The sequence below is a fragment of the Thermodesulfobacteriota bacterium genome (assembly GCA_030583865.1).
In the GTDB taxonomy this organism is placed as follows: Bacteria; Desulfobacterota; GWC2-55-46; order GWC2-55-46; family GWC2-55-46; genus UBA5799.
The window spans coordinates 1,155,659-1,175,541 of record CP129479.1 but is presented as its reverse complement, the minus strand read 5'-3'; the positions used below and the strand labels follow the sequence as shown (position 1 = coordinate 1,175,541).

The 19,883-nt window shown below is 59.3% G+C and carries 18 protein-coding genes; 2 read left to right on the top strand and 16 right to left on the bottom strand.

The annotated features are described in order from the left end of the window. Positions 1 to 59: 59 nt before the first annotated feature. From QY316_05635 to rimP, 3 genes are read right to left on the bottom strand one after another with little or no spacing between them, the layout of a single operon-like run. On the bottom strand, positions 60 to 329 hold the full coding sequence (locus QY316_05635; protein WKZ33878.1) for a YlxR family protein: 270 nt from the start codon (positions 327 to 329) through the stop codon (positions 60 to 62). Next, the gene (gene nusA, locus QY316_05630; protein WKZ33877.1) at positions 322 to 1,635 is read right to left on the bottom strand and encodes a transcription termination factor NusA; all 1,314 of its coding nucleotides are present in this window, start codon (positions 1,633 to 1,635) and stop codon (positions 322 to 324) included. The genes QY316_05635 and nusA overlap by 8 nt, the downstream gene beginning before the upstream one ends. Positions 1,636 to 1,669: 34 nt before the next feature. Further along, complete coding sequence (gene rimP, locus QY316_05625) at positions 1,670 to 2,134, bottom strand: ribosome maturation factor RimP (protein ID WKZ33876.1); 465 nt, start codon at positions 2,132 to 2,134, stop codon at positions 1,670 to 1,672. Between the two features lie 331 nt (positions 2,135 to 2,465). Here rimP and QY316_05620 point away from each other — a divergent pair, with 331 nt between their 5' ends. Further along, positions 2,466 to 3,158 (top strand): BON domain-containing protein, encoded by a 693-nt coding sequence (locus QY316_05620; GenBank protein WKZ33875.1) that lies wholly within the window; start codon positions 2,466 to 2,468, stop codon positions 3,156 to 3,158. Between the two features lie 297 nt (positions 3,159 to 3,455). Beyond that, a complete protein-coding gene (locus tag QY316_05615; protein WKZ33874.1) occupies positions 3,456 to 4,079 on the top strand; it encodes a hypothetical protein in 624 nt (207 codons plus the stop codon). 204 nt (positions 4,080 to 4,283) lie between these two features. On the opposite strand, the gene QY316_05610 is transcribed toward QY316_05615, so the two are convergent. The 13 genes from QY316_05610 to pilQ form a co-directional block, all read right to left on the bottom strand. Beyond that, on the bottom strand, positions 4,284 to 4,775 hold the full coding sequence (locus QY316_05610; GenBank protein WKZ33873.1) for a peptidylprolyl isomerase: 492 nt from the start codon (positions 4,773 to 4,775) through the stop codon (positions 4,284 to 4,286). A gap of 146 nt (positions 4,776 to 4,921) precedes the next feature. Further along, on the bottom strand, positions 4,922 to 6,409 hold the full coding sequence (locus QY316_05605) for an HD domain-containing protein (protein ID WKZ33872.1): 1,488 nt from the start codon (positions 6,407 to 6,409) through the stop codon (positions 4,922 to 4,924). Beyond that, positions 6,406 to 8,730: a tetratricopeptide repeat protein gene (locus QY316_05600; GenBank protein ID WKZ33871.1), complete on the bottom strand. Its 2,325-nt coding sequence runs from the start codon at positions 8,728 to 8,730 to the stop codon at positions 6,406 to 6,408. Before QY316_05600 ends, QY316_05605 begins: the two co-directional genes overlap by 4 nt. A 70-nt stretch (positions 8,731 to 8,800) precedes the next feature. Beyond that, positions 8,801 to 9,595: a biotin/lipoate A/B protein ligase family protein gene (locus QY316_05595; GenBank protein WKZ33870.1), complete on the bottom strand. Its 795-nt coding sequence runs from the start codon at positions 9,593 to 9,595 to the stop codon at positions 8,801 to 8,803. Positions 9,596 to 9,847: 252 nt separating this feature from the next. After that, entirely contained in the window at positions 9,848 to 11,182 is a 1,335-nt protein-coding gene (gene accC / locus QY316_05590) for an acetyl-CoA carboxylase biotin carboxylase subunit (GenBank protein ID WKZ33869.1), read from the bottom strand. 30 nt (positions 11,183 to 11,212) lie between these two features. After that, a complete protein-coding gene (accB, locus tag QY316_05585) occupies positions 11,213 to 11,671 on the bottom strand; it encodes an acetyl-CoA carboxylase biotin carboxyl carrier protein (protein WKZ33868.1) in 459 nt (152 codons plus the stop codon). A 212-nt stretch (positions 11,672 to 11,883) separates the two neighbouring features. After that, the gene (locus tag QY316_05580; GenBank protein ID WKZ33867.1) at positions 11,884 to 12,969 is read right to left on the bottom strand and encodes a Xaa-Pro peptidase family protein; all 1,086 of its coding nucleotides are present in this window, start codon (positions 12,967 to 12,969) and stop codon (positions 11,884 to 11,886) included. A 12-nt stretch (positions 12,970 to 12,981) separates the two neighbouring features. Further along, complete coding sequence (locus QY316_05575) at positions 12,982 to 13,341, bottom strand: roadblock/LC7 domain-containing protein (protein ID WKZ33866.1); 360 nt, start codon at positions 13,339 to 13,341, stop codon at positions 12,982 to 12,984. A gap of 11 nt (positions 13,342 to 13,352) precedes the next feature. Next, complete coding sequence (locus QY316_05570) at positions 13,353 to 13,565, bottom strand: hypothetical protein (protein WKZ33865.1); 213 nt, start codon at positions 13,563 to 13,565, stop codon at positions 13,353 to 13,355. A gap of 239 nt (positions 13,566 to 13,804) precedes the next feature. Next, positions 13,805 to 14,884 carry a 3-dehydroquinate synthase gene (aroB, locus tag QY316_05565; protein WKZ33864.1) on the bottom strand — a complete coding sequence of 360 codons (1,080 nt, stop codon included), beginning with the start codon at positions 14,882 to 14,884 and terminating at the stop codon, positions 13,805 to 13,807. Between the two features lie 61 nt (positions 14,885 to 14,945). Next, positions 14,946 to 15,470, bottom strand: coding sequence for a shikimate kinase (locus QY316_05560; protein ID WKZ33863.1), 525 nt, complete (start codon positions 15,468 to 15,470; stop codon positions 14,946 to 14,948). 74 nt (positions 15,471 to 15,544) lie between these two features. Then, a complete protein-coding gene (aroC, locus tag QY316_05555; GenBank protein WKZ33862.1) occupies positions 15,545 to 16,741 on the bottom strand; it encodes a chorismate synthase in 1,197 nt (398 codons plus the stop codon). 291 nt (positions 16,742 to 17,032) lie between these two features. Next, on the bottom strand, positions 17,033 to 19,864 hold the full coding sequence (gene pilQ / locus QY316_05550; protein ID WKZ33861.1) for a type IV pilus secretin PilQ: 2,832 nt from the start codon (positions 19,862 to 19,864) through the stop codon (positions 17,033 to 17,035). Positions 19,865 to 19,883: the final 19 nt, after the last annotated feature.

The window sequence follows — 19,883 nt, the reverse complement described above, 5'->3', positions numbered from 1 at the left end:
GCCCGAATATTATTGCCAGGACTTTTGCACCCGGTCTCCGGATGCAATGCTCTTAAGTTTTAAGCCTTAGCCGGTCTCGCCTGGCCTTTTATCTCTTCCCACAAAGCGTCGGCGGCCGGGACACATGGGACCGACCTCAAAGCCCTGTGAAACGCGTTCTTCTTCAAGGCCGCCTTGAGGCAGGCCTCGTCCGGGCATATGTAAGCCCCCCTGCCCCCGAGCCTTCCCGAAGGGTCGGGCCGGAGCCGCCCTTCCCCGTCCATCGCGAGCCTTACAAGGGAGGACTTCGGAAGGATCGACCTGCAGCCCAGGCACGTCCTCTCAGGCATTACCCTTCTCGGAGCGCTCGGAGACGGCGCCGAGAACCGCCTCGATCTCCTCCCCGTCAAGCCCCTCTATCTTCTCAAGCTCTTCCCTCGTCACATGGGTGAGGCTGTCCGCGCTCACGTATCCCGCGGCGGCAAGCTTGGCCGCCAATTCGGGTGAGAGACCCAGCGTTGCGCCGATATCGCTTGCCGCGGCAGCCCTCTCGCGGTCTTCCCTTTCGCCGGCTGCCTGGACCTCTTTCCGGAGCGCCTCCTCGGGGGAGAGCTTCTCCTTTACGCCCTTGGACTCGCTCTCCGTCCGTATGTCTATCTTCCAGCCGGTGAGCTTGGCCGCAAGCCTTACGTTCTGTCCCTTCTTCCCTATGGCGAGAGAGAGCTGGTCGTCCGGTACTATGACCTCCATCGCGTGCTCCTCGTCGTCGACTATGACCCTCGATATCTGGGCAGGCGAAAGGGTGTTCTTCACGTATATGGCCGGGTCGTCCGACCAGTGGACTATGTCTATCTTCTCGCCCTTCAGTTCCTGGACCACGGCCTGCACCCTCGAGCCCTTCACGCCCACGCAGGCGCCGACCGGGTCGACGTCGGAGTTATGAGATACCACCGCTATTTTAGCCCTGTCGCCGGGCTCCCTGGCCGCGCCCTTTATCTCGACTATGCCCTCGTATACCTCGGGGACCTCCATCTGGAAGAGCTTGATTATGAACGCCGGGTGCGTCCTCGAGAGGATTATCTGCGGACCCCTGGCCTCTACCTTGACCTCGAGTATCACGCCCCTTATCCTCTCGCCCTGCCTGTAGCCCTCGCGCCTCACCTGTTCCTTCTTGGAAAGGAGCGCCTCGGCCCTCCCGAGGTCCACGATAATGTCGCCCTTCTCGAACCTCTGGACTATGCCGGTCACTATCTCGCCGCGCTTGGACGAGTACTCGTTATAGACTATGTTCCTCTCCGCCTCGCGGACCTTCTGTATGATGATCTGCTTCGCGGTCTGCGCGTCTATGCGGCCGAACTCCTTGGAGTCGAGCTTGACGCCCAGGCTGTCGCCGAGCGCGGCCTCCGGGTCGAGCTCCCTGGCGTCCTCGAAGCTTATCTGCGTGTCCGGGTCCGCAACGTCCTCGACCACTTCCTTGAAGAGGAATAGCTCTATCTCGCCCATCTCCTCCTGGTAGTGCGCCTCTATGACCTTGTTCGGGCCGAACCTCTTCTCGGCGGCCTTGAGCATCGCGGACTCAAGCGCCTCGATGAGGATGTGCTTGTCGATCCCCTTGTCCTTGCCGACCTGGTCGATTATATTGGCCAAGTTTAGCATTTACAAAATCCTCCGGATTCTACCTTGAAATTTTTCAAATCTCTATTTCGAGTCTGGCTTTATCAATATTGCTGATGGCTATCGTGAACTTTTTGCCGTCGAAGTCGGTTACGAGCACCTCGCCGTCCCTGGCCTCGTCTATAGCGGCCTTGAAGTTCCTCCTGCCCTCGATGGGCTCTCTTGTCTTTATCCTGGCCTTCCTGCCCCTGAACCTTGAAAAATCCGCTTCGGTCTTAAGGGGCCTGTCGAGCCCGGGGGACGAGACCTCGAGGTTGTAGCTCTGCGGTATAGGGTCCTCGACATCGAGTATGGCGCTCAATTCCCGGCTCACGCGCTCGCAGTCCTCGACCGTGATGCCGCCCGGCTTGTCTATGTAGATCCGGAGTACCCTCCTGCCGTACTCCGAGGCGTACGCGACGTCAACGAGCTCAAGTCCGAAGCCCTCTGCAACAGGCCCGGCCAGCTCCCTTATCCTGTCCTCGACGCCTTCCGGCTTCAACCTTCCTCCGCCCCCGCAGCGAGACGCTGAAATACCGAACGCCCTGGAGAACTTCCTCCCAAACAAAAAAAGTGAGCAAAGGCCCACTTTAGATGTAAGAGGGTTTTTAATTAAATACAATTTAACACACAATAACCGCCTTTGCAAGGCCAAATTTTGGTTTTTTCGAGCCGAATCATGGCATTCCGCGGACGGTAGCATCGCGAGGCAACGGACGCGCAATGCCCCAAATACAGCTTGTTAAAGGAGATATGCTCTGCTATACTCAACAGCAATTTTAAATTTTAGCTTAAGCCACGGCTACAGGCGGCCCAGGCGCCTTGAAATCATAATGACCCCGAAAGAAAACACCCCGCACGACATAGCGAAGGCCGTAAAGGCCGCGCTCGTAAACGAGCTGCACCTCGACCCAGCAATCTACCCTGTCGAGGTGAGGTCCGAGGACGGCTCCGTCCTCATCGAGGGCATGGTCGAGAAGATATCCCAGAAAAAGAGGGCGCTCCTTTTCGCGATGGGCTATGAAGGCGTCTCAGGCGTTATAGACAGGCTCCGGGTGCGCCCCTCGGTCCACATGTCCGACGACGAGATACGGGACCATGTCAGAAGGGCCCTTTCCGAGGAAAGCGCCTTGAAGAGCCTCCGCATCGAGCCCGAGGTTAACGGGGGTGTCGTGGACCTCGAGGGCGAGGTCTGGTCCCTGAGCCACAAGCGCCTTGCCGGCGCGCTCGCCTGGTGGGTGCCCGGCTCGACGGACGTCATAAACAGCATAGAGGTCGTGCCGGCGGAGGCTGACTCGGACGATGAAGTGAGCGACGCGATAAGGCTCATACTCGAAAAAGACAGGCTCGTCGACGCCTCGAGCTTGAGGGTCTTTACCCGCGACTGGGTAGTGACCCTCGAAGGCGTTCTGGCGAGCGCTGAGAGCAGGGAGGCAGCGGAGGACGACGCATGGTTCACCTGGGGCGTAAACGGGGTCGTGAACAACATCATAATAGACGCGGCCAGCATACACAAGCTGCCCTGAATACCAGCACACCTTTGAATACAAAACGCATATAGGCAAGCTCCAAAAATTCAGGATTTTCCCGCTTTTCCCGGAAGGCCGGGAATAAAGCGGAGCATATACGGCAAACAGCTTACTGGAAAACTCAGTTTTTATTCAGGCTGCTCAAAAAGCTCCAGATGCTAGGCCCCGTTGGAATAGGGGAGCGAGGAATGAGGCGTACTTTTCGTGTACGCCTTCGTAGCCAGCGACGTAGCCTTCGAAGCAAATGGACTTTTTCAGCAGCCTGCTAAATCTACGACGGAGGCTTGGCTTAAGATGGCAAAAAGCGCGGGCAAAGGGCCCGGAGCGAAAAAAAGGACAGGGAAGATACGCATCACCGAGATTGACCCCAGGATAACCGAGCATAACGGCCTCTTCGACGAGGGCTGCTACGGGTGCGCCTGCAAGGACGAGTGCTGCGGCTGGGGCTGCGACGTTGACTACGCGACCTACAAGCTCATCCTGAAATACAGGGCGCTAATCGAGCCCCTCATAGGGGCGAAGGTCGAGGACTGCTTCTCGACAGAGCTTAAAAAGGACGGCGACTACATCGGCGGCTCGTTCAGGGAGACTGCCGTGAGGAAAGAAGACGACATCTGCGCCTTTCACCTCAGGGGCTCAAAGGGCTGCTCGCTCTTCTATCTCTGGGCCGTCAAGGGTCTGCCGAAGAGGATAGTGCCTACCATATGCAGGACCTATCCCATTACCTGGCACAGGGGCAGGCTCTTCATCGACACGCCGCTTAAGAAGAACTGCAAGGCAAAGGAGAAGGTCCCGAAGGGCGTAAAGGTGCCCTCCCTTTACGAGACGCAGAAGAAGGAAGTACGGGCGCTCTTCGACATAACGGAGAAGGAACTCAGGAAACTGAAGCCGAAGCCGAAGACAAAACCGAAAAAGTAAAAATAAGGAAAGGCCCCGTAAGGGGCCTTTCCTTATCACCGACTCTATCCAGTTCAGGCATTCTCTAAAAATTTGAGACTTTTCCCGCTTTTCCCGGAAGGCCGGGAATGAAAAGCGGAGCATATATGCCAATATGTGAGCATTTCATTCACGGCCAGACAAAGAGTCCGGGGAAAAGATCAATTTTTAGAGGGTGCCTTTGACCTACTCCACCACTTTCACCTTCATCTCTACCCTCTCGTTCGGGAGGTCCCTGGGGTTCCTCGGGAGGTTCACTATCTTGTCCGCGACCTCCATGCCCTTCGTGACCTCGCCGAAGACCGTGTACTGACCGTCGAGGAAGTTCGAGTCCTTGACCACTATGAAGAACTGCGAGCCCGCGCTGTCCGGGTGCTGGGACCTCGCCATCGACAATACGCCCCTCTTGTGGGGCCTGTCGTTGAACTCGGCCTTTACGTGCCAGCCCGGCCCGCCGGTGCCGTAGGTGCCCTTGTCGTTCCCCTTGGTGTTGGGGTCGCCGCCCTGGATCATGAAGCCGGGTATCACCCGGTGGAATATCGTGCCGTCGTAGAAGCCCTCCCTTGCGAGCTTAAGGAAGTTCTCTACGTGCCCGGGCGCGACTTCCGGGAAAAACCTCAACTCCATCTCGCCGTACTTGGTCTCTATTACGGCCTTCCTCTCCTTTGCCTCTCCCATCCTCTTACCTGCTCCTTCCTTTGCGTTAATCAAGGCAGGCAAGGCCGCCATGATCATAATGACCAGTGAAACCAAAAGAAAGCGTCTCATATCTCCTCCGGTCCCGTGTTATGAAAGCTACAGTAAACCCCAAAGGGACTTTAATGTCAACCCCGCCGGGGCCCGCGCCTGAGCCACTCCCTTATGTGCCTTAGCGCATCCTTCCTGTTCCGTATCTCCCCCCGCTCGACCCCGTTGTCAAGCTCGCTGATTATATCCCCAACTATCGGCCCCTCCCTGACCCCGAAGGCCTCCATTATCTCGTTCCCGGTAAGGAGGGGCTTCGGTTTTTTCCTGGAGTACGGCCCGTAATAGAACTCCAGCATCTCCATGACAACGGAAAAGAGCTCCGGGTCCTCGCCGCCCCTTGTCGCCCTTGCGTCCGCAAGCGCGAGGCAAAGCAGAAGCAGTCCGCCCGGGCCGCCGGACGCCCTGAAGAAGTGCCCCTTTGCGCGGTAGCTCCGCTCCTTGAGCCCGGCGAGCATGAAAGCGCGGTGGTGGTTCGCCACAAAGGAAGAAACGGCGTTGGATGTCTTCCTGCTGAACCTGAGCCTTTCCAGAAGGCCCTTTACGGCCTCCGCGCCTTTGGTATCGTGCCCTATGAAGCGTAGCCTCCCCTCTTCCCTGGACAGGGCCAGCGGCTTTCCGAAATCATGCAGAAAGGCCGCGAGCTTGAATACGGCATGGTTCGGAAGCTCCACTTCGCGCTCGTTAAAATAATCAATCAATCTTTCGGAGAAGCCCGGGAAGGCCCATTCCCTCATGTTCCCGAGGATGCGCTCAGCCTCCGTCAGAACCGAAAGCGAATGGGAAAGGAGGTCATACCCGTCCACGTCAGACCAGCCGCCTATCTCGGGGATAACGGTATTTACCAGCCCTGTATCGTAGAGGAGCCTTATCCCCTTCCCGGTCCCGTCATTGGCGAAAAGCGCCTTGAGCTCGTCCCTTACCCTCTCCGGCGAAGACCTTTCAATAAGTCCTGCCTTCTCCCTTATAAGGGAACAGGTCCCCTCCTCTATGCGGAGCCCGTACTGGCTTGAAATGCGCACTGCCCTGAGCATCCTCAGAGGGTCGCTGTCAAAGGCCCCGGCTGAGACCGTTCTTAATAACCCGGCCCCCGCGTCGTCGAGCCCGCCGAATGGGTCTATGAGTTCTCTGCCTCCCTCGAAAAGGCTTCGGAGCTCGACTGCCATGGCGTTCACAGTGAAGTCCCTCTTCGCGAGGTCCTCTGCAATGCCGCCTTCCGAGAGGGGCGTGAAATCGAGCGTGGACGCGCCGTCGCCCTTCACGACAACCCTGTACACGCCGGCTTCCTCGTCAAGGGCAAAAGGGGTGCCCCCGAACACGGACGCCGCTTTCTCCGCGGACTCGGCTGTATCGCCCATTACGGCGAAATCATAGTCCGGCGCGGGCGGGGCTGAAAGGGCGATATTCCGGAGCACCCCACCGACGAGCCAGACCCCGGCCCCGGCTGCCGAGAAAACCCCTTTTACCACCCTGTCTTCAGCCAATTGGGCGAGGCCTTCGAAGCGCCTCAAAAACGAACGGGCCGAATCGCTTCGGCCCGTTCGCTCGATGTCGTCTTTTCCGCTCACATGAGCTCCACTTCCAGGAGCCCGTCTTCGAGCGGCACGAAGGGCGGCGGGCTCGAACGCGCCTGCATGCTGGTCCTGACCTTGCCGGCGACCTCCCTGAACGAGGGCGCGAGCTCGTGAATGCCCTTGAAGAGCTCCTCCGCCTCTTCGATTTCGCCGGCAGCCTCGTAAGCCAGCCCAAGCTCGTACATCATGCCTATCCGTTCCTCTATGGAGCGGCCTTCGACCTTGATGCCTTTAAGGTAATATGTCACAGCTTCCTGGGGCTCGTTCTGGGCCATCGCGCAGAGGCCGAGCCTGGTATAGCAGTTGAACTCAAGGCGGGGGTCCTTCAGCGCTATCTTGAACTCCTTCGAGGCCTCGGAGAAGAGCTCCATCTCCATATAGGCTATCCCGAGGTTATAATGGGTCTCGGAGTCTTCCTTGCTGAGCTGGTTTCCTATGCCGCTCTTGAACTCGTCGAAAGTATCCTTCTTCTCCTCGCTCCCCCACGAGCCCGCGAGGTCCGTAAGCGCCTCCTCCATGCCGAGCTCCGCGGAAAGGTCGACGTAGTCCTCCCTCTTTGCCGCCCCGTCCGCAGCCTCGGGCTCGATCTTCTCCATGAGCTCCTTTATGGCGGATGAGATGTCCTCCTGCGACTCCTCGAGATCGGCCAAAACCTGCTCCGAAGCCTCTTCCTCCCCGTCTGGCGCTGCCTCGCCGGGTATTTCGGCGATGACCTCCGGTTCTGTCGCTTCGGCCACGGGAACTGCTTCGACCGGCGAGGCGGCATATTCCTCTTCCGCCTCGACCGGCGGAATCTCTTCCACCGTTACGGAAGGCGCTTCGCCGGGCACCTCGACAGCATCGCCACCGGGGGTTTCGGCCTCGATTGCAGTCTCAGGCAGGGCCTCCTCTGAAGGCTCGGGGAAAGCGGACGGCGTTTCAAAATTAGCGGCCTCTTCGACCGCTGCCTCCTCAATCCCGGCCTCCGGCATCATCTCTATTTCAATTTCCTCTTCCCCACTCCCCTCATCCGCCCCGGCCTCAACCGGCCCGCCGGAAGGAAGCGTTTCCTCCGGCTCAGCCTCTACCTCGATCTCTATCTCGGAAGCGATTTCAGGGCCTGCATCGGGCGCGCTGTCTACGCTTGCCTCAACGGAAGGGGCGCCGGTTTCCTGTGGCGTTTCCAGGCCTTCGGTTCCGGCAGCGGACGGCAGCTCTCCATTAAGGAGGTCCTGGATATCGATTTCAACCTCGCCCGGCCCGGCCTCGACGCCGGCCGCAGGCGGCGAGTAAGCATCGGAAACACTCGCAGGCGGCTCGACCGGAGCCTCCACTAACGGGGTGGGCGGCTCTATGGCCGCATCCGCCTCGAACTCGGTCTCCAGGGCCGCCCCGTCCTTCCGCGCATTGGTTTCTGTAACGGCCTCGACAGGGACTGCTATCTCCTCCTCGGGCCAGGAAACAAGTTCGGCTTCATCGGACGGAGCCTCAACGGCGGCGCCGGCCTGAGGTCCGGCTTTCGGGTCCTGCCCTGCCCACCCGTCCTCCTCTGTCTTTTTGAGGAAGACCGAAGCGTCAGGGTCGTCCGGGCTTATCTCGCTTATTACCAGGGCGGTCTTTTTCGCTTCTTCGGTCCTGGCGGACGCGTTATAAGACTTAAGGAGCGCCTTGAGGAGTTTCAGGCGCTGGGTATTATCGCCCTTGAGCCTGTATAACTCGGCAAGGCCTGCAATGACCTGCTCGTTTCCCGGGCTGCTGTTATAGAGGCCCTGGTACATCTTCTCGGCCCTGTCGAGCTTGCCCTGTGAGACGAGCCTGTCGAATATAAGAGAATACTCGGACATGGCGTCCTTGTCGAACGACATGCGCTGGTATATCTCGGCTAGCTTCAGGCGCACCCCGGTGTTGTCGGGGTCCACCTCGACCATTTTTTTAAGGAGATCGAGCACCTCGGTGGATTTTCCACGGCGCTCCAGGTAGGTGACGATATAGCTGTACTCGCTTATCGCGTCGGCGATAAGCCTCTGCTTGGCGTAGAGTTCGGCGAGCTTGTTGTGGACCTCGATGGAGTCGTCAAGCTTCAGTATCTGCTTGTAGACGGCTATGGCCTTGAGGTAGAAGCCCCTCTGGGCGTTGGCCTTGGCGACCTCGGTATACTCCTTTATGGCCTCTTCCTTCCTCCCGAGCTTCACGAAGAGGTCGCCGATCTTCAAGCGTATGGAGACGTCCCTGGGGTCTGAGTCGACCGCCGCCCTGTACTCGGCTATGGCCTTGTCCAGATAGCCCTTCTGGACGAGCTTCTGGGCCTTGTCTATGAGTTTTTCCTTAAGAGCCATATACCCCCGATACTACCATATCGAAATATCGGCAGTTCCGTCGAAATCCAAAGGGCTGAATTCAGAAAAATTATAACATATTTTTTATACGTGGAAAATCAACGGCTTGGGCCCGGCCTGGCTCAACGCTCCCGGGACAGGCAAGGAGAAGGCCGTCTTCGAGCTCCCCCGCGAGCCTCGCTTCCCCGCTCGAGAACCCGGAGGGCTCAAAGGACGCCCTGAACCCCTCGGAAAACCTTTTGACAAGAAGGTCTTTAAGCTCTCCGGCCCCTATTCCGCTCCACTCATCCACCGCGGCAATAGCCGAGGCCAGCCCCGGGCCGAAGACCTTTTCATTCAGCTCAAGGTCTGCGCTCACGAGTATTGAGCCGTGCTGGAGGAATGCGCGCCTGAAGCGCCTCTGGGCGCTCCCGACGAGCTTCCTGCCGCCGGCCAGGACCTCGAACCGGGACGGAGACCGGAAGCAGGCGCTGCTCCGTCCCGGGCCGGATTTGCCCTTGAAGAGCGCGGCCTCGACACCCGCGTCCTTGAGGGCCGAGGCTATGCACCCGCTTATAACGGCATACGCGCCTGTTATGCCGCCTGAAAAGAGCGCGTCGTCCGAGAGCCCGGCGACCGAATAGGTGACCTCGTGCCAGTGGACGACCGCCCTGCCGCCGGTGACCCTCCTCACCACAGGGAGCCCAAGGCACAGAAAAGGGGCGGGGTCCTGCAGGTAGCCGAGGGATATGGTGGGCCGGTCCCAGCCATAGAGCCTGAGCGTAGGACGGCCGCTCCCCGATTCGAGGGACTTGAGTATGGAGGAGTCCCGGGCCATATTCACCTGGCCCGGCAGGTCTCCGTCTATGATAAGCCTCCAGTCCATAGGGCTTCTCCGGAAGGGATACTGGAAAAATCCATCCGCCCACGTTCAGGCGGGGCCTACGGTTCCATAGTCTTTGATTTAAACAACCTCTAAAAATTAGAGATTTTTCCTGCAATCAAGGAAGGCCGGGAATAAAAAGCGGAGCATATATGATAATATGTGAGCATTTTTATTCACGGCCTGACGCAGAGTCCGGGGAAAAGATCAATTTTTAGAGGTTGCGTTTACGGCAACAGGCCTTACAGCAGCAAGTTAGGTGAACCGCGAGAGGAAGTCTATATTGGTGTTCCCTGCTATGAAGTCGTGGTCCCTCATTATCCTCAGGTGGAGCGGTATGTTCGTTTTTATGCCGCCTATGTGGAACTCCTCAAGCGCCCTGGTCATCCTGGCGATGGCCTCCTCCCGGGTGTCGGCGTGCACGATAAGCTTGGCAAGGAGGTTATCGTAGTGCGGGGGCACGTTGTAGCCGCAGTATATGGCCGTATCGACCCTCACCCCGAGGCCGCCGGGCATGACAAGCTCGGTTATCTTTCCGGGGCATGGCATGAACGTCTTGGGGTCCTCCGCGTTTATGCGGCACTCTATCGAATGCCCCTTCATCGTGACGTTCCTCTGCTTGAGGCGGAGCTTCTCTCCGAGAGCTATCCTTATCTGCGATTTCACGAGGTCCACGCCCGTGACCATCTCGGTGACCGGGTGCTCGACCTGCACCCTGGTGTTCATCTCCATGAAATAGAAGTTCTTGTTCTTGTCGAGGAGGTATTCGACCGTGCCGACGTTCGAGTAGCCGATGCCCTTGGCGAGCCTCACGGCTGACTCGCCCATCTTGTGCCTGAGCCTCGCGTCAACCACTGGAGACGGGCACTCCTCAAGTATCTTCTGGTGCCTCCTCTGTATGGAGCACTCCCTCTCCCCGAGGTGGATTATGTTGCCGTGCTCGTCGGCCATGACCTGTATCTCTATGTGGCGGGGTAGTTCGCAGAACCTCTCTATGAAGACCTCGCCGTCGCCGAAGGCGGCGACCGCCTCGGACTTGGCGGTGTTGAAGGCGCTCGCGAGGCTGGCCTGCGTGTGCACGAGCTTCATGCCCCTGCCGCCTCCGCCGGAAGCGGCCTTTATGAGCACCGGGAAGCCTATCTTCCTCGACACCTCCAGGGCCTCCTTCTCGTCGGAAAGGCCGCGGTTGCTCCAGGGCAGCACCGGTACCTTAAGCTCTTCTGCGAGCCGCTTGGCTTGCACCTTGTTGCCCATGAGGCGCATGGTGTTCGAGGCCGGGCCGATGAACTTGATCCCGCACTTTTCGCAGGCCTCGGCAAAGCCGGCGTTCTCCGCAAGGAAGCCGTAGCCGGGGTGCACGGCCTCGGCGTCCGCCACCTCCATCGCGCTTATGAGCGAGGTGATGTTCAGGTAGCTGTCCTTGCTTTTTGCCGGGCCAATGCATATCGCGCCGTCGGCAAGCCTCGTGTGCAGGGCCTCCCTGTCGGCCTCGGAGTAGACAGCCAGCGTCTTTATGCCCATCTCGCGGCAGGCCCTGATTATCCTGACCGCAATCTCACCCCTGTTCGCTATCAGTATCTTGTTGAACATCCTTATCCTTTGCGGTTTCCCGGCGCGGGTTTATTTCGAGACCTCTATGTGGAAGAGGGGCTCGCCGTACTCTACGGGCTGGCCGTTCTCGACGAGTATGGAGACGACCTTGCCGTTGAAGTCGCTTTCGACCTCGTTCATGAGCTTCATCGCCTCTATTATGCAGAGCGTCTGGGCCTTCTTCACGACAGTCCCTACCTCGATGAAAGGCGGGGCCTCGGGCGAAGGCGACCTGTAAAAAGTGCCGACCATCGGCGAGGTGATGACCTTTATGTTGTCCGGCCTGGCCTTTCCGGCGTCTTCCTTCACCTGTTCCCTTGGAGGCGCACCGGCTGGCGCGGCTTCCACGGCAGCTTCCCTCGCGGGGAGCGCGGCATAGGCGTTCCCCCTCTTAAGCCTCACCTTCCCGTCCGGCCCCTCCAGCTCGAACTCAACGATATCCGTTTCCCGCAGGAACTTGTAGATGGCTTTTATGTCCTTTATGTCCATTGGTCCTCCTCAGACGTCTTCCTCAAGAACGATTTCAAAAATGCGCTTGCCTTCCCCAACGCCCCCTTAGCTGGTTGCCGAAAAAATCAAGACCCACATAAAGGCTGCTCAAAAAGCTCAAGATGCAATGAGTCGAGAAACGAGGCGAACTTCCCTTGTACGCCGGAAGTCCAATTTTGAAGACGACGCATTCACGGCTTTTTCAGCAGCCCTTAGAGCTCGGCCAGCTCCTTTGCCGTCTTCGTAAGCAGCTCGCATCCGCCTTTTGTGACGAGCGCCATATCCTCTATCCTCACGCCCGCGGACCCCGGGAGGTATATGCCCGGCTCGACCGTGACGACCATGCCCTCTTCGAGTACGTCCTCGGAGAGCGGCCCGAGCGAGGGGCGCTCGTGGATGTCGAGCCCGACCCCGTGGCCGGTGCCGTGCCCGAAGAACTTGCCATACCCGGCCTTCTCTATTACTTTCCTTGCCGCGCCGTCCACATCGGACGCCCTTGCCCCAGGCCTTATGGCGTTTATGGCGGCTGCCTGGGCGTCCTTCACTATGCAGTATATCTCGCGCTGCCGGGGCTTGAGCCTGCCTGTAGCGAAGGTGCGGGTCTCGTCGGAGTTGTACCCGTCCATCAGGACGCCCATGTCAACGACGACGAGCTCGCCTTTTTTTATCTTTTTCCCAGAGGCCCTGCCGTGCGGGAGCGCTCCGCGCGCGCCCGAGGCGATTATGGTGTCGAAGGCCATGGCCTCGGCCCCTCTCCTCCGGAGGTCCGCTTCTATGGAGAAGGCAGCTTCATTCTCGATTGCGCCGGCCCTTACAAGCCGCGCGGCCTTCCTGAACCCGCTGTCAAGTAGGCTTGCCGAGGCCCTTATCTTCTCGACCTCGAAAGGGTCTTTCCTCTCCCTCAGGCGCTCTACAAGGCCGTCCGCGGGCCTGAGCCTTGCCTTTGGGAGCGCTTTTGCGAGCTTCCTGTACGTAGCGTAACTGAGGTTCGGGGCCTCGAAGCCGAGCGCCTTAATCCTTTTCTCAAGCACAAGCGCGGATATCTCGTCCAGCGCCTTCCTGAATATCCTCTTTTTGAAGCCCCGGACCTCTTCCCTGGCTTGGGCCGTGTACCTCGGGTCGGTAAGGAAGAACGCCTCGTCGCGCGTAACTACGATGAACGCGTTCGAGCCGGTAAAGCCCGAAAGGTATCTGGCGTTCTTGAGGTCGCTTACGAGGAGGGCGTCAAGTTTATCGCCGAGGAGCGTTCTCAGGCCCCTGAGCCTCCCCCTGTAGTCCGGTTCCCGCTTAGCCCCCAAGCGCCTGCCCTCTCAGCGAAGCCCATCGGAGGCCGCAACGGCGGCCTTCCGGAGGAGATACCTTGCCTTTCCGATATTGGAGTCGCCCGCGAGGACGAAGGCTATGTAGTAGTCCTCTGACGCCATCCTGAGGAGTATGTCCACTGAGGCCGTCGAGACCATGACCTCCTGGACGCTCCCGAGATTAAGGAGGTCGGAAGCCTTCCCTATCTCGTCGACCACCTTGCCGTACTCGACCCCGACTGTCTCGACGTCATACCCGCCGGATTTGATATGCTGCTCGACGGATATGCCGTCCTTGCCCATGAGGGTCGCGGCAACGCCGCCGTCGATGGCCTCGACCAGTTCCTTCAATATGCCCTTGAAAGGCATCTTTCCCCCTCTCAGCTCTCTTCCCTGGCGGGCTTTTTCCTTCCGCGCCCGGCTGCCAGGGCCTTGAGCCGCTCTATCCTGAAACTCAGGGACTGGTCCCAGGGGTTCGTATCCGCCAGTATCTTGTAGACTATCAGGGCGTCCTCGTAAAGGCCCTGTTTTTCCAGGACCTCGGCCATGGTCGCCGTGAAGAATATATCGTCTCCGGCCTTTATGTTACTCATGCTCTCCGGCCCAGGTTTTAATGTCCTAACAGGCCGCTGAAAAAGCCCGCTTCAAGGCGTCGTCTTCAAAATTGGCAACTCCGGCGTACAATGAAAGTACGCCTCATTCCTCATTTTTCGACTCCTTGCATCTTGAGCTTTTTGAGCAGACTGAACGTGATTTTGAGTGTTTCAGCAAACTGCTAAATTATTAAAGAAACGGCGGCAAGTCAAGATAAAAAGGGGTTCCTCGCCCGTGCTCATGCGCGCGTGCAAGACCCAAGAAATCCGAGGATATCCTCCTCCGGGACCTCCTGGAGGACCACCTTCCCGAGCTCTATGGCCAGCACGAACCTGATCCTTTTCCCGACGACCTTCTTGTCGAGCCTCATGGCATCGAGGAAGTCCGCCGAAGGTATTGCCGGGGGCGAAAAAGGTATGCCGAGGGCCTTCAAAAGCCCCTCCAGCCTCGGGCCGCATTCGCGGCAGAGCCCGAGCCTTTCCGAGAGGCGGGCCGCCATGCGCATGCCTATTGCGACCGCCTCGCCATGCCTGTACGCTCCGTACCCGGCGAGCGCCTCTATGGCATGTCCGAAAGTATGCCCGAAGTTGAGGATGGCCCGGAGGCCCTCCTCCTTCTCGTCAAGGCCCACGACCTCGGCCTTTATCCTGCACGAGGCCTCTATGGCCCTCTCTATCTCGGGGCCGGGCTTCATGAGCTTCGAGGCGTTCTCCTCGAGGTAGTAGAAAAACCCCGCGTCCCATATGACCCCGTACTTTACGACCTCGGCAAGCCCCGCCTTCACCTCCCTTTCAGGGAGGGTCTTCAGTACGTCAGGGTCTATGAAGACCGCCCTGGGCTGGTAGAACGCGCCGATCAGGTTTTTTCCCTTCGGGTGGTTTACCGCGGTCTTCCCGCCGACCGAGCTGTCCACCTGCGAAAGGAGCGTCGTAGGGACCTGGATGTAAGGCACGCCCCTCAAATATGTCGCGGCCACGAACCCAGCCATGTCCCCTATGACCCCGCCGCCGAGCGCGATTATCGGTGAAGACCTTTCAAGGCGCTCCGAGATGAGCGCGTCGTATATCTTCGAGGCCTCCTCAATGCTCTTGTATTCCTCGCCGTCAGGCACCGTAATGAAAAAGGGGCTTAGTCCGGCGGAGGCAAGGCCATCGGCTACGGCCCCGCCGTAAAGCCCTCCGACAGTGGGGTTGGTAATGACGGCTGCCCTGCCCTTAAGGCCCAGGTCCCTTACGAGGCGGCCCACGTCTTTGAGGATGCCCCTCTCGACATGGATGTCGTACGACCTTTCCTTGAGTTCTACCCTTATCCTTCCCATTCCACGCCTTGCGAAGCCGGTTTAAACATCAATTGCAAATACTTGATATTACAATATTACCCTATACGCCGCGCACGTATCTTTCAATTATATCCGCGACCTCATCAGCGCTCTTTCCGGTGGTCTCCACCTCGAGGTCGCAGTCCCTGTACGCCGGCTCCCTTTCGCGAAGGAGCCTCAGCGCGGCCTCCCGCCTCTCTCCAGCCGGAAGGAGCGGCCTGTCGTCCCTGTCCCCTACCCTCTTCAGTATCTCATCGACAGATGCCGCAAGGCATACGAGCGTGCCCCAGGACCTGAAAAGGGCACGGTTCCCGGCATTGACAACGGCGCCTCCCCCGGTAGAGAGCACGATATTTCCGCCAAAGTCCCCGGCGGCAATCCTTCTTATGATGCCTGTCTCTATTTCCCTGAAGCGGGCCTCGCCTTCTTTCCCGAAAATATCCGATATGGGCATGCCGGCTTCCTTTTCGATAAGCTCGTCCATGTCCACGAACTTATGGCCGAGCCTCCTGGCAAGGATTCGCCCGACCGTCGACTTCCCAGTGCCCATGAAACCGGAAAGGACTATGTTCACTTCCGACGCCATCCAGAATGCTTCGGGTTAAAATCCATGCATATCATGCGTTTGCCTGCATTCCCTTATCCACCGGCTCAAGTCCTTCAATATGCGGCTATGTCGTCAAGGTAGGCGCAATAGTTACGCGCTATTTCCCTTACCGAATCTCCGCCGAACTTTTCAAGGAAGAAGCTTGCCAGCTCGAATGCCACGACCGATTCGGCTATGACCGCGGCTGCCGGGACCGCTGTCACGTCAGACCTCTCCACGCTCGCCCTGAAAGGCCTTTTGGTCTCGATATCGACTGACCTAAGCGGCTTGTAAAGAGTGGGTATGGGCTTCATGGCGGCCCTTAGGACTATGGCCTCGCCGTTGGACATGCCACCTTCTATGCCGCCAGCGTTATTGGTCTTTCTCAGGAACCTAGGCGAGCGGGGCCACCATTTGCTCTTGGCGCCCCCGCTTCTGTAGTATATCTCGTCGTGCACCTCGGAGCCGGGTAGCCGTGCCGCGCCAAAACCCAGTCCGACCTCAACGCCTTTGATGGCCTGTATGGACATGAGGGCGAAAGAGAGCCTCGCGTCCAATTTCCTGTCCCAGTGCACGTGGCTCCCGAGCCCGGGCGGGGCCCCGGTCGCAACGACCTCGAACGAGCCGCCGAGGCTGTCCCCGGCCTCCTTCGCCTGGTCGATACGGGCCATCATCGCCCTTCCGGCCTTTTTATCAGGGCACCGGACCGGCGACCCCTCGGCCCGCCGGAAAAGGGCCTCTGCCCCGCCCCCTCCGCCAGGGGCCGCGCTCCCGGCCTTTACCCCGCCGAGTTCGACGACCCAGGAAAAAACGCTTATGCCGAACTCCTTCAGGAGCCTCTTCGCGAGAGCGCCTGAGGCGACCCTCATCGCCGTTTCCCGCGCGCTGGAACGCTCGAGTATGTTACGGAGGTCCCTGTGCCCGTACTTCAAGCCTCCGGTCAGGTCCGCGTGCCCGGGCCTCGGCCTCGTGACGGTCCTGTCGGATATGGCTCCATCGGCGGCCATTATCTCCTTCCAGTTCTCCCAGTCGCGGTTCCGTATCTTGAGAGTTACCGGGGAGCCGAGGGTAAGCCCGTTCCTCACGCCGGACGTTATCTCGACGCGGTCGGACTCTATCTTCATCCTGCCGCCCCTGCCGTATCCCGACTGCCTCCGTTTAAGGTCCGCGTCGATATCGGCCGAGGAGACCTTAAGGCCCGCCGGCATGCCTTCGACTATGGCCGTAAGCTCCGGGCCGTGCGACTCGCCAGCAGTAAGGTATCTGAGCATTTCAAGCCCCCTTCAATAGGATGCTGATAAAGTCCATACGGCCTTTTCAGCCGCGACCTGGCGGAAGTGAATTCGTCCAAGTCATGCAAATCGCCCGGCCTGGATAGTCTCGCAATTTGGCGATCCATCCTTGATTGCTTGACAGGTCGCTTTTTCAGCGGCATGCCAGACCTGTCTGGGGCGGGTGTTTGCGCCCGCAACCCATTATTTATATAACTTTTCGGGCCTTCCATAAATAAAAAAATGCACCCCGAAGGGTGCATTTTCGCGTTTCGATTGAACGGCCGCCGCTTAGCCTACGGTCTTCTCCTTCAATATCTTCGGCGTTATGAAGATCAGGAGCTCCGTCTGGGTGTCGGCAACCGACTTCGCCTTGAAGAGCCAGCCCAGGACCGGTATGTCCTTGAGGAACGGTATGCCGCGCTCGCTGTTGTTCTTGTCGGTTATGACTATGCCGCCGATGACGGTCGTCTCGCCGTCCTTTACGAGGACGTCGGTGGTGGCCTCCTTTTTATTGATGGAAGGCTGCCCGCCGGACGTCCTGAACGTGCCCAGGGAGTTCCTCGAGGCCTTTATCTTCATAAGGACGCTGCCGTCCGGGGTTATATGCGGGGTGACCGTGAGGCTCAGGTTCGCGTCTATAAAGGTCGTAGCCGTGCCCGCGGCGGACGTGGTCTCGAAGGGTATGGACTCGCCCTGCTCTATCTTGGCTTCTCTGTTGTCCAGGGTCGTGACCCTCGGCCTCGATATGGTCTTCAGCTGCCCCTGCGATTCGCCAGCGGTGAGCCTCAGGTCGAGGATGAGCGGGTTAGCGCCGATTTTACCGAACATGAAGCCGAATGCGCCGAGCGGCCCGGCAGCGCCTGTAGCCGGGATGTTCACTGCATAGTTGCTCACGCCGGGCCTGGCCGGCCATTCCTTTTTCTCGATAGGGTACGCCCCGCCCTCCTCGACTATCGCCGTGATGTTGCGGTCAGGGCTTAGGGCTGCCGACCCGAAGCTCGTGGAGCTGCCGAGCGTGTTGAACTGGTTTCTGTTCCCCGCCGAATAATCGACGCCCCACTGGATGCCGAGGTCCCTGGCGAAGCTCGAGGACGCCTCGACGATGCGGGCCTCTATGAGCACCTGCGGGATGGGAGTGTCGAGCCTGGTTACTACGTTCTTGGCTGCCTCTATGCCCTTCCTTATGTCCCTTATCACCAGGGTGTTGGTGCGCTTGTCTGTCGTGACCTCGCCCCTGTCCGTAAGGACGCTCTTCACCTGGTCCTTGAGCTCGTCGGCGCTGGCGAAGTTGACGGCCACGAACTCGATCTCCATGTCCTCGAGCTTCTCGCCGGCTTTCTTCGCGGCGAGCAGTGCCTCGTTCTCCTGCCTTATCCTCTGCGCGGGCGCGACCCTTATGACGTTCCCCTCCTGGACGCTGTCCAGGCCCTTTGATTTCATGATGATGTCAAAGGCCTGGTCCCAGGGGACGTTCTTGAGCCTGAGCGAGATGGTCCCTTTTACGTCGTCGGAGGCTATGATGTTCATGCCGCTGACCTCGGCAAGGAGCCTCAGGACGTCGGCTATATTGGCGTCCATCATGTCGAGGTTTACCTTCTTGCCGTTGTAGCGCTTTTCTTTATCGAGCTCCTGGGAAATCGCGCTTGTTTCGGAGGAGACCGGTGCGGCGGGCTCGGCCTGGGCCGCCTTGTCCGCTGCGGCTGCCGTTTCCGAGAAGTCGACTACCAGGGAATTCCCGGCCTCCTGGACATTGTACGCGGCCTTGTCCCTGAGCTTTACGAGCACCCTGACCGAGCTCGGGCTTACCGAGTCCTGATAGGAGCTTATTGAAGCGACCGGCGTTTTAAGCCTGGATGCGTCGAGCGTCCTCACAAGCGCATCGGGGATGACGGCCCCCTTGATATCCAGGGCTACCGTCTTCCCGTCCCTGCCTTCTCTCGTCTTGTACTCGAGTTTCGAGGAACCCGCTATGGTGAGCCTTCCCTTGTCTCCGACCCTCGCGTAGTCTATCCTGTCTATACTGGTTCCCTTAGCCTCATCCTTCAGGGATATGGTCTTTTCGGATGAAGGCTCGTCTTGCGTCGAGATTGCCGGGACCGCCGGAAGCGCCGGGCTCGATGCCGCTGCTTCCACCGGCTTCGCGGTTTCCGGTTCTGCCTGGAGCGCCGCCTTTACCGTGGCCGGCGCGGGGGCAGCGGCCTGCAGTGCGCCGGGGCCCATTGTAAGGACGATTGCGCCGTCTTCAACCCTTACGGAATGCGGAGGCAGCTTGTCTGCCTTCGCATCGAAAACAAAGCGGGCCTTGTCAGGGTAGCTCCCTATCCTTACGGCCTTGACGTATTTGTCATTCAGGCTCCTTGCGTCCTTGCCCGTGGAGTTCCGCACGCCCCATACGTCGAGGACTATCCTCGCGGGCTTGGCGAGCACGAAAGCGTTGTGGTTGCCGGCCATGCCGTCGGTCAATACCCTTATGACTGTATTCTCGCCCTCCGCGGCTGTCTCAAGGCCGGTCACCTTCGTGGCCTTCTTGGCCGGGGCGGCATTCGCCTGAGGCTCCGCACTCGGGGCCTCGCTTGCGATTGCGGCAGGCGCGTCCTGGGCGGCTTGCCCTTCAGCCGGCTCCGCTGCGTCAGGAAGGGCCTCTTCCACGACGGCGTCCGCAGAGGCGAGCCTGATGGCGCCGGCCTCCACTGCCTCGCCGCCTGGCTTGCTGAGGCTTACGAGTATGCTGTTCTCGCTGGACTTGACGTCGTGGCCAACGCCGTCCTTGAGGCCTATCACTATCCTGCCGATGTCCTTGTTATCGCCATATGCCGCCGTTGTTATCTCGCCGACGTAGTCGTTCCCGACGGCAAGCGTCTTGGCGACCTTCTCAAGGCCTGTCCCCGGCATGTCGACTATCAGCCTCGACGGGGAAGACAGCTTGAAGACTGTGTACTTGACCGGGCCCGTCGTCCCGATAAGCACCCTGTCCCCCTCTCCGACCACGTCGATGTATTCGACCGATACGGCAGAGGCCGCCGGCGCGGCAGCTTCGGAAACCGGCTCTGCCTGGATATCCTTGGGGCCGGTCGAAGCGCAGCCTGCCGCGGTCAGGGCGCCTCCGAGCATGATACCCATGAGGGCCCGCCTCAACCGA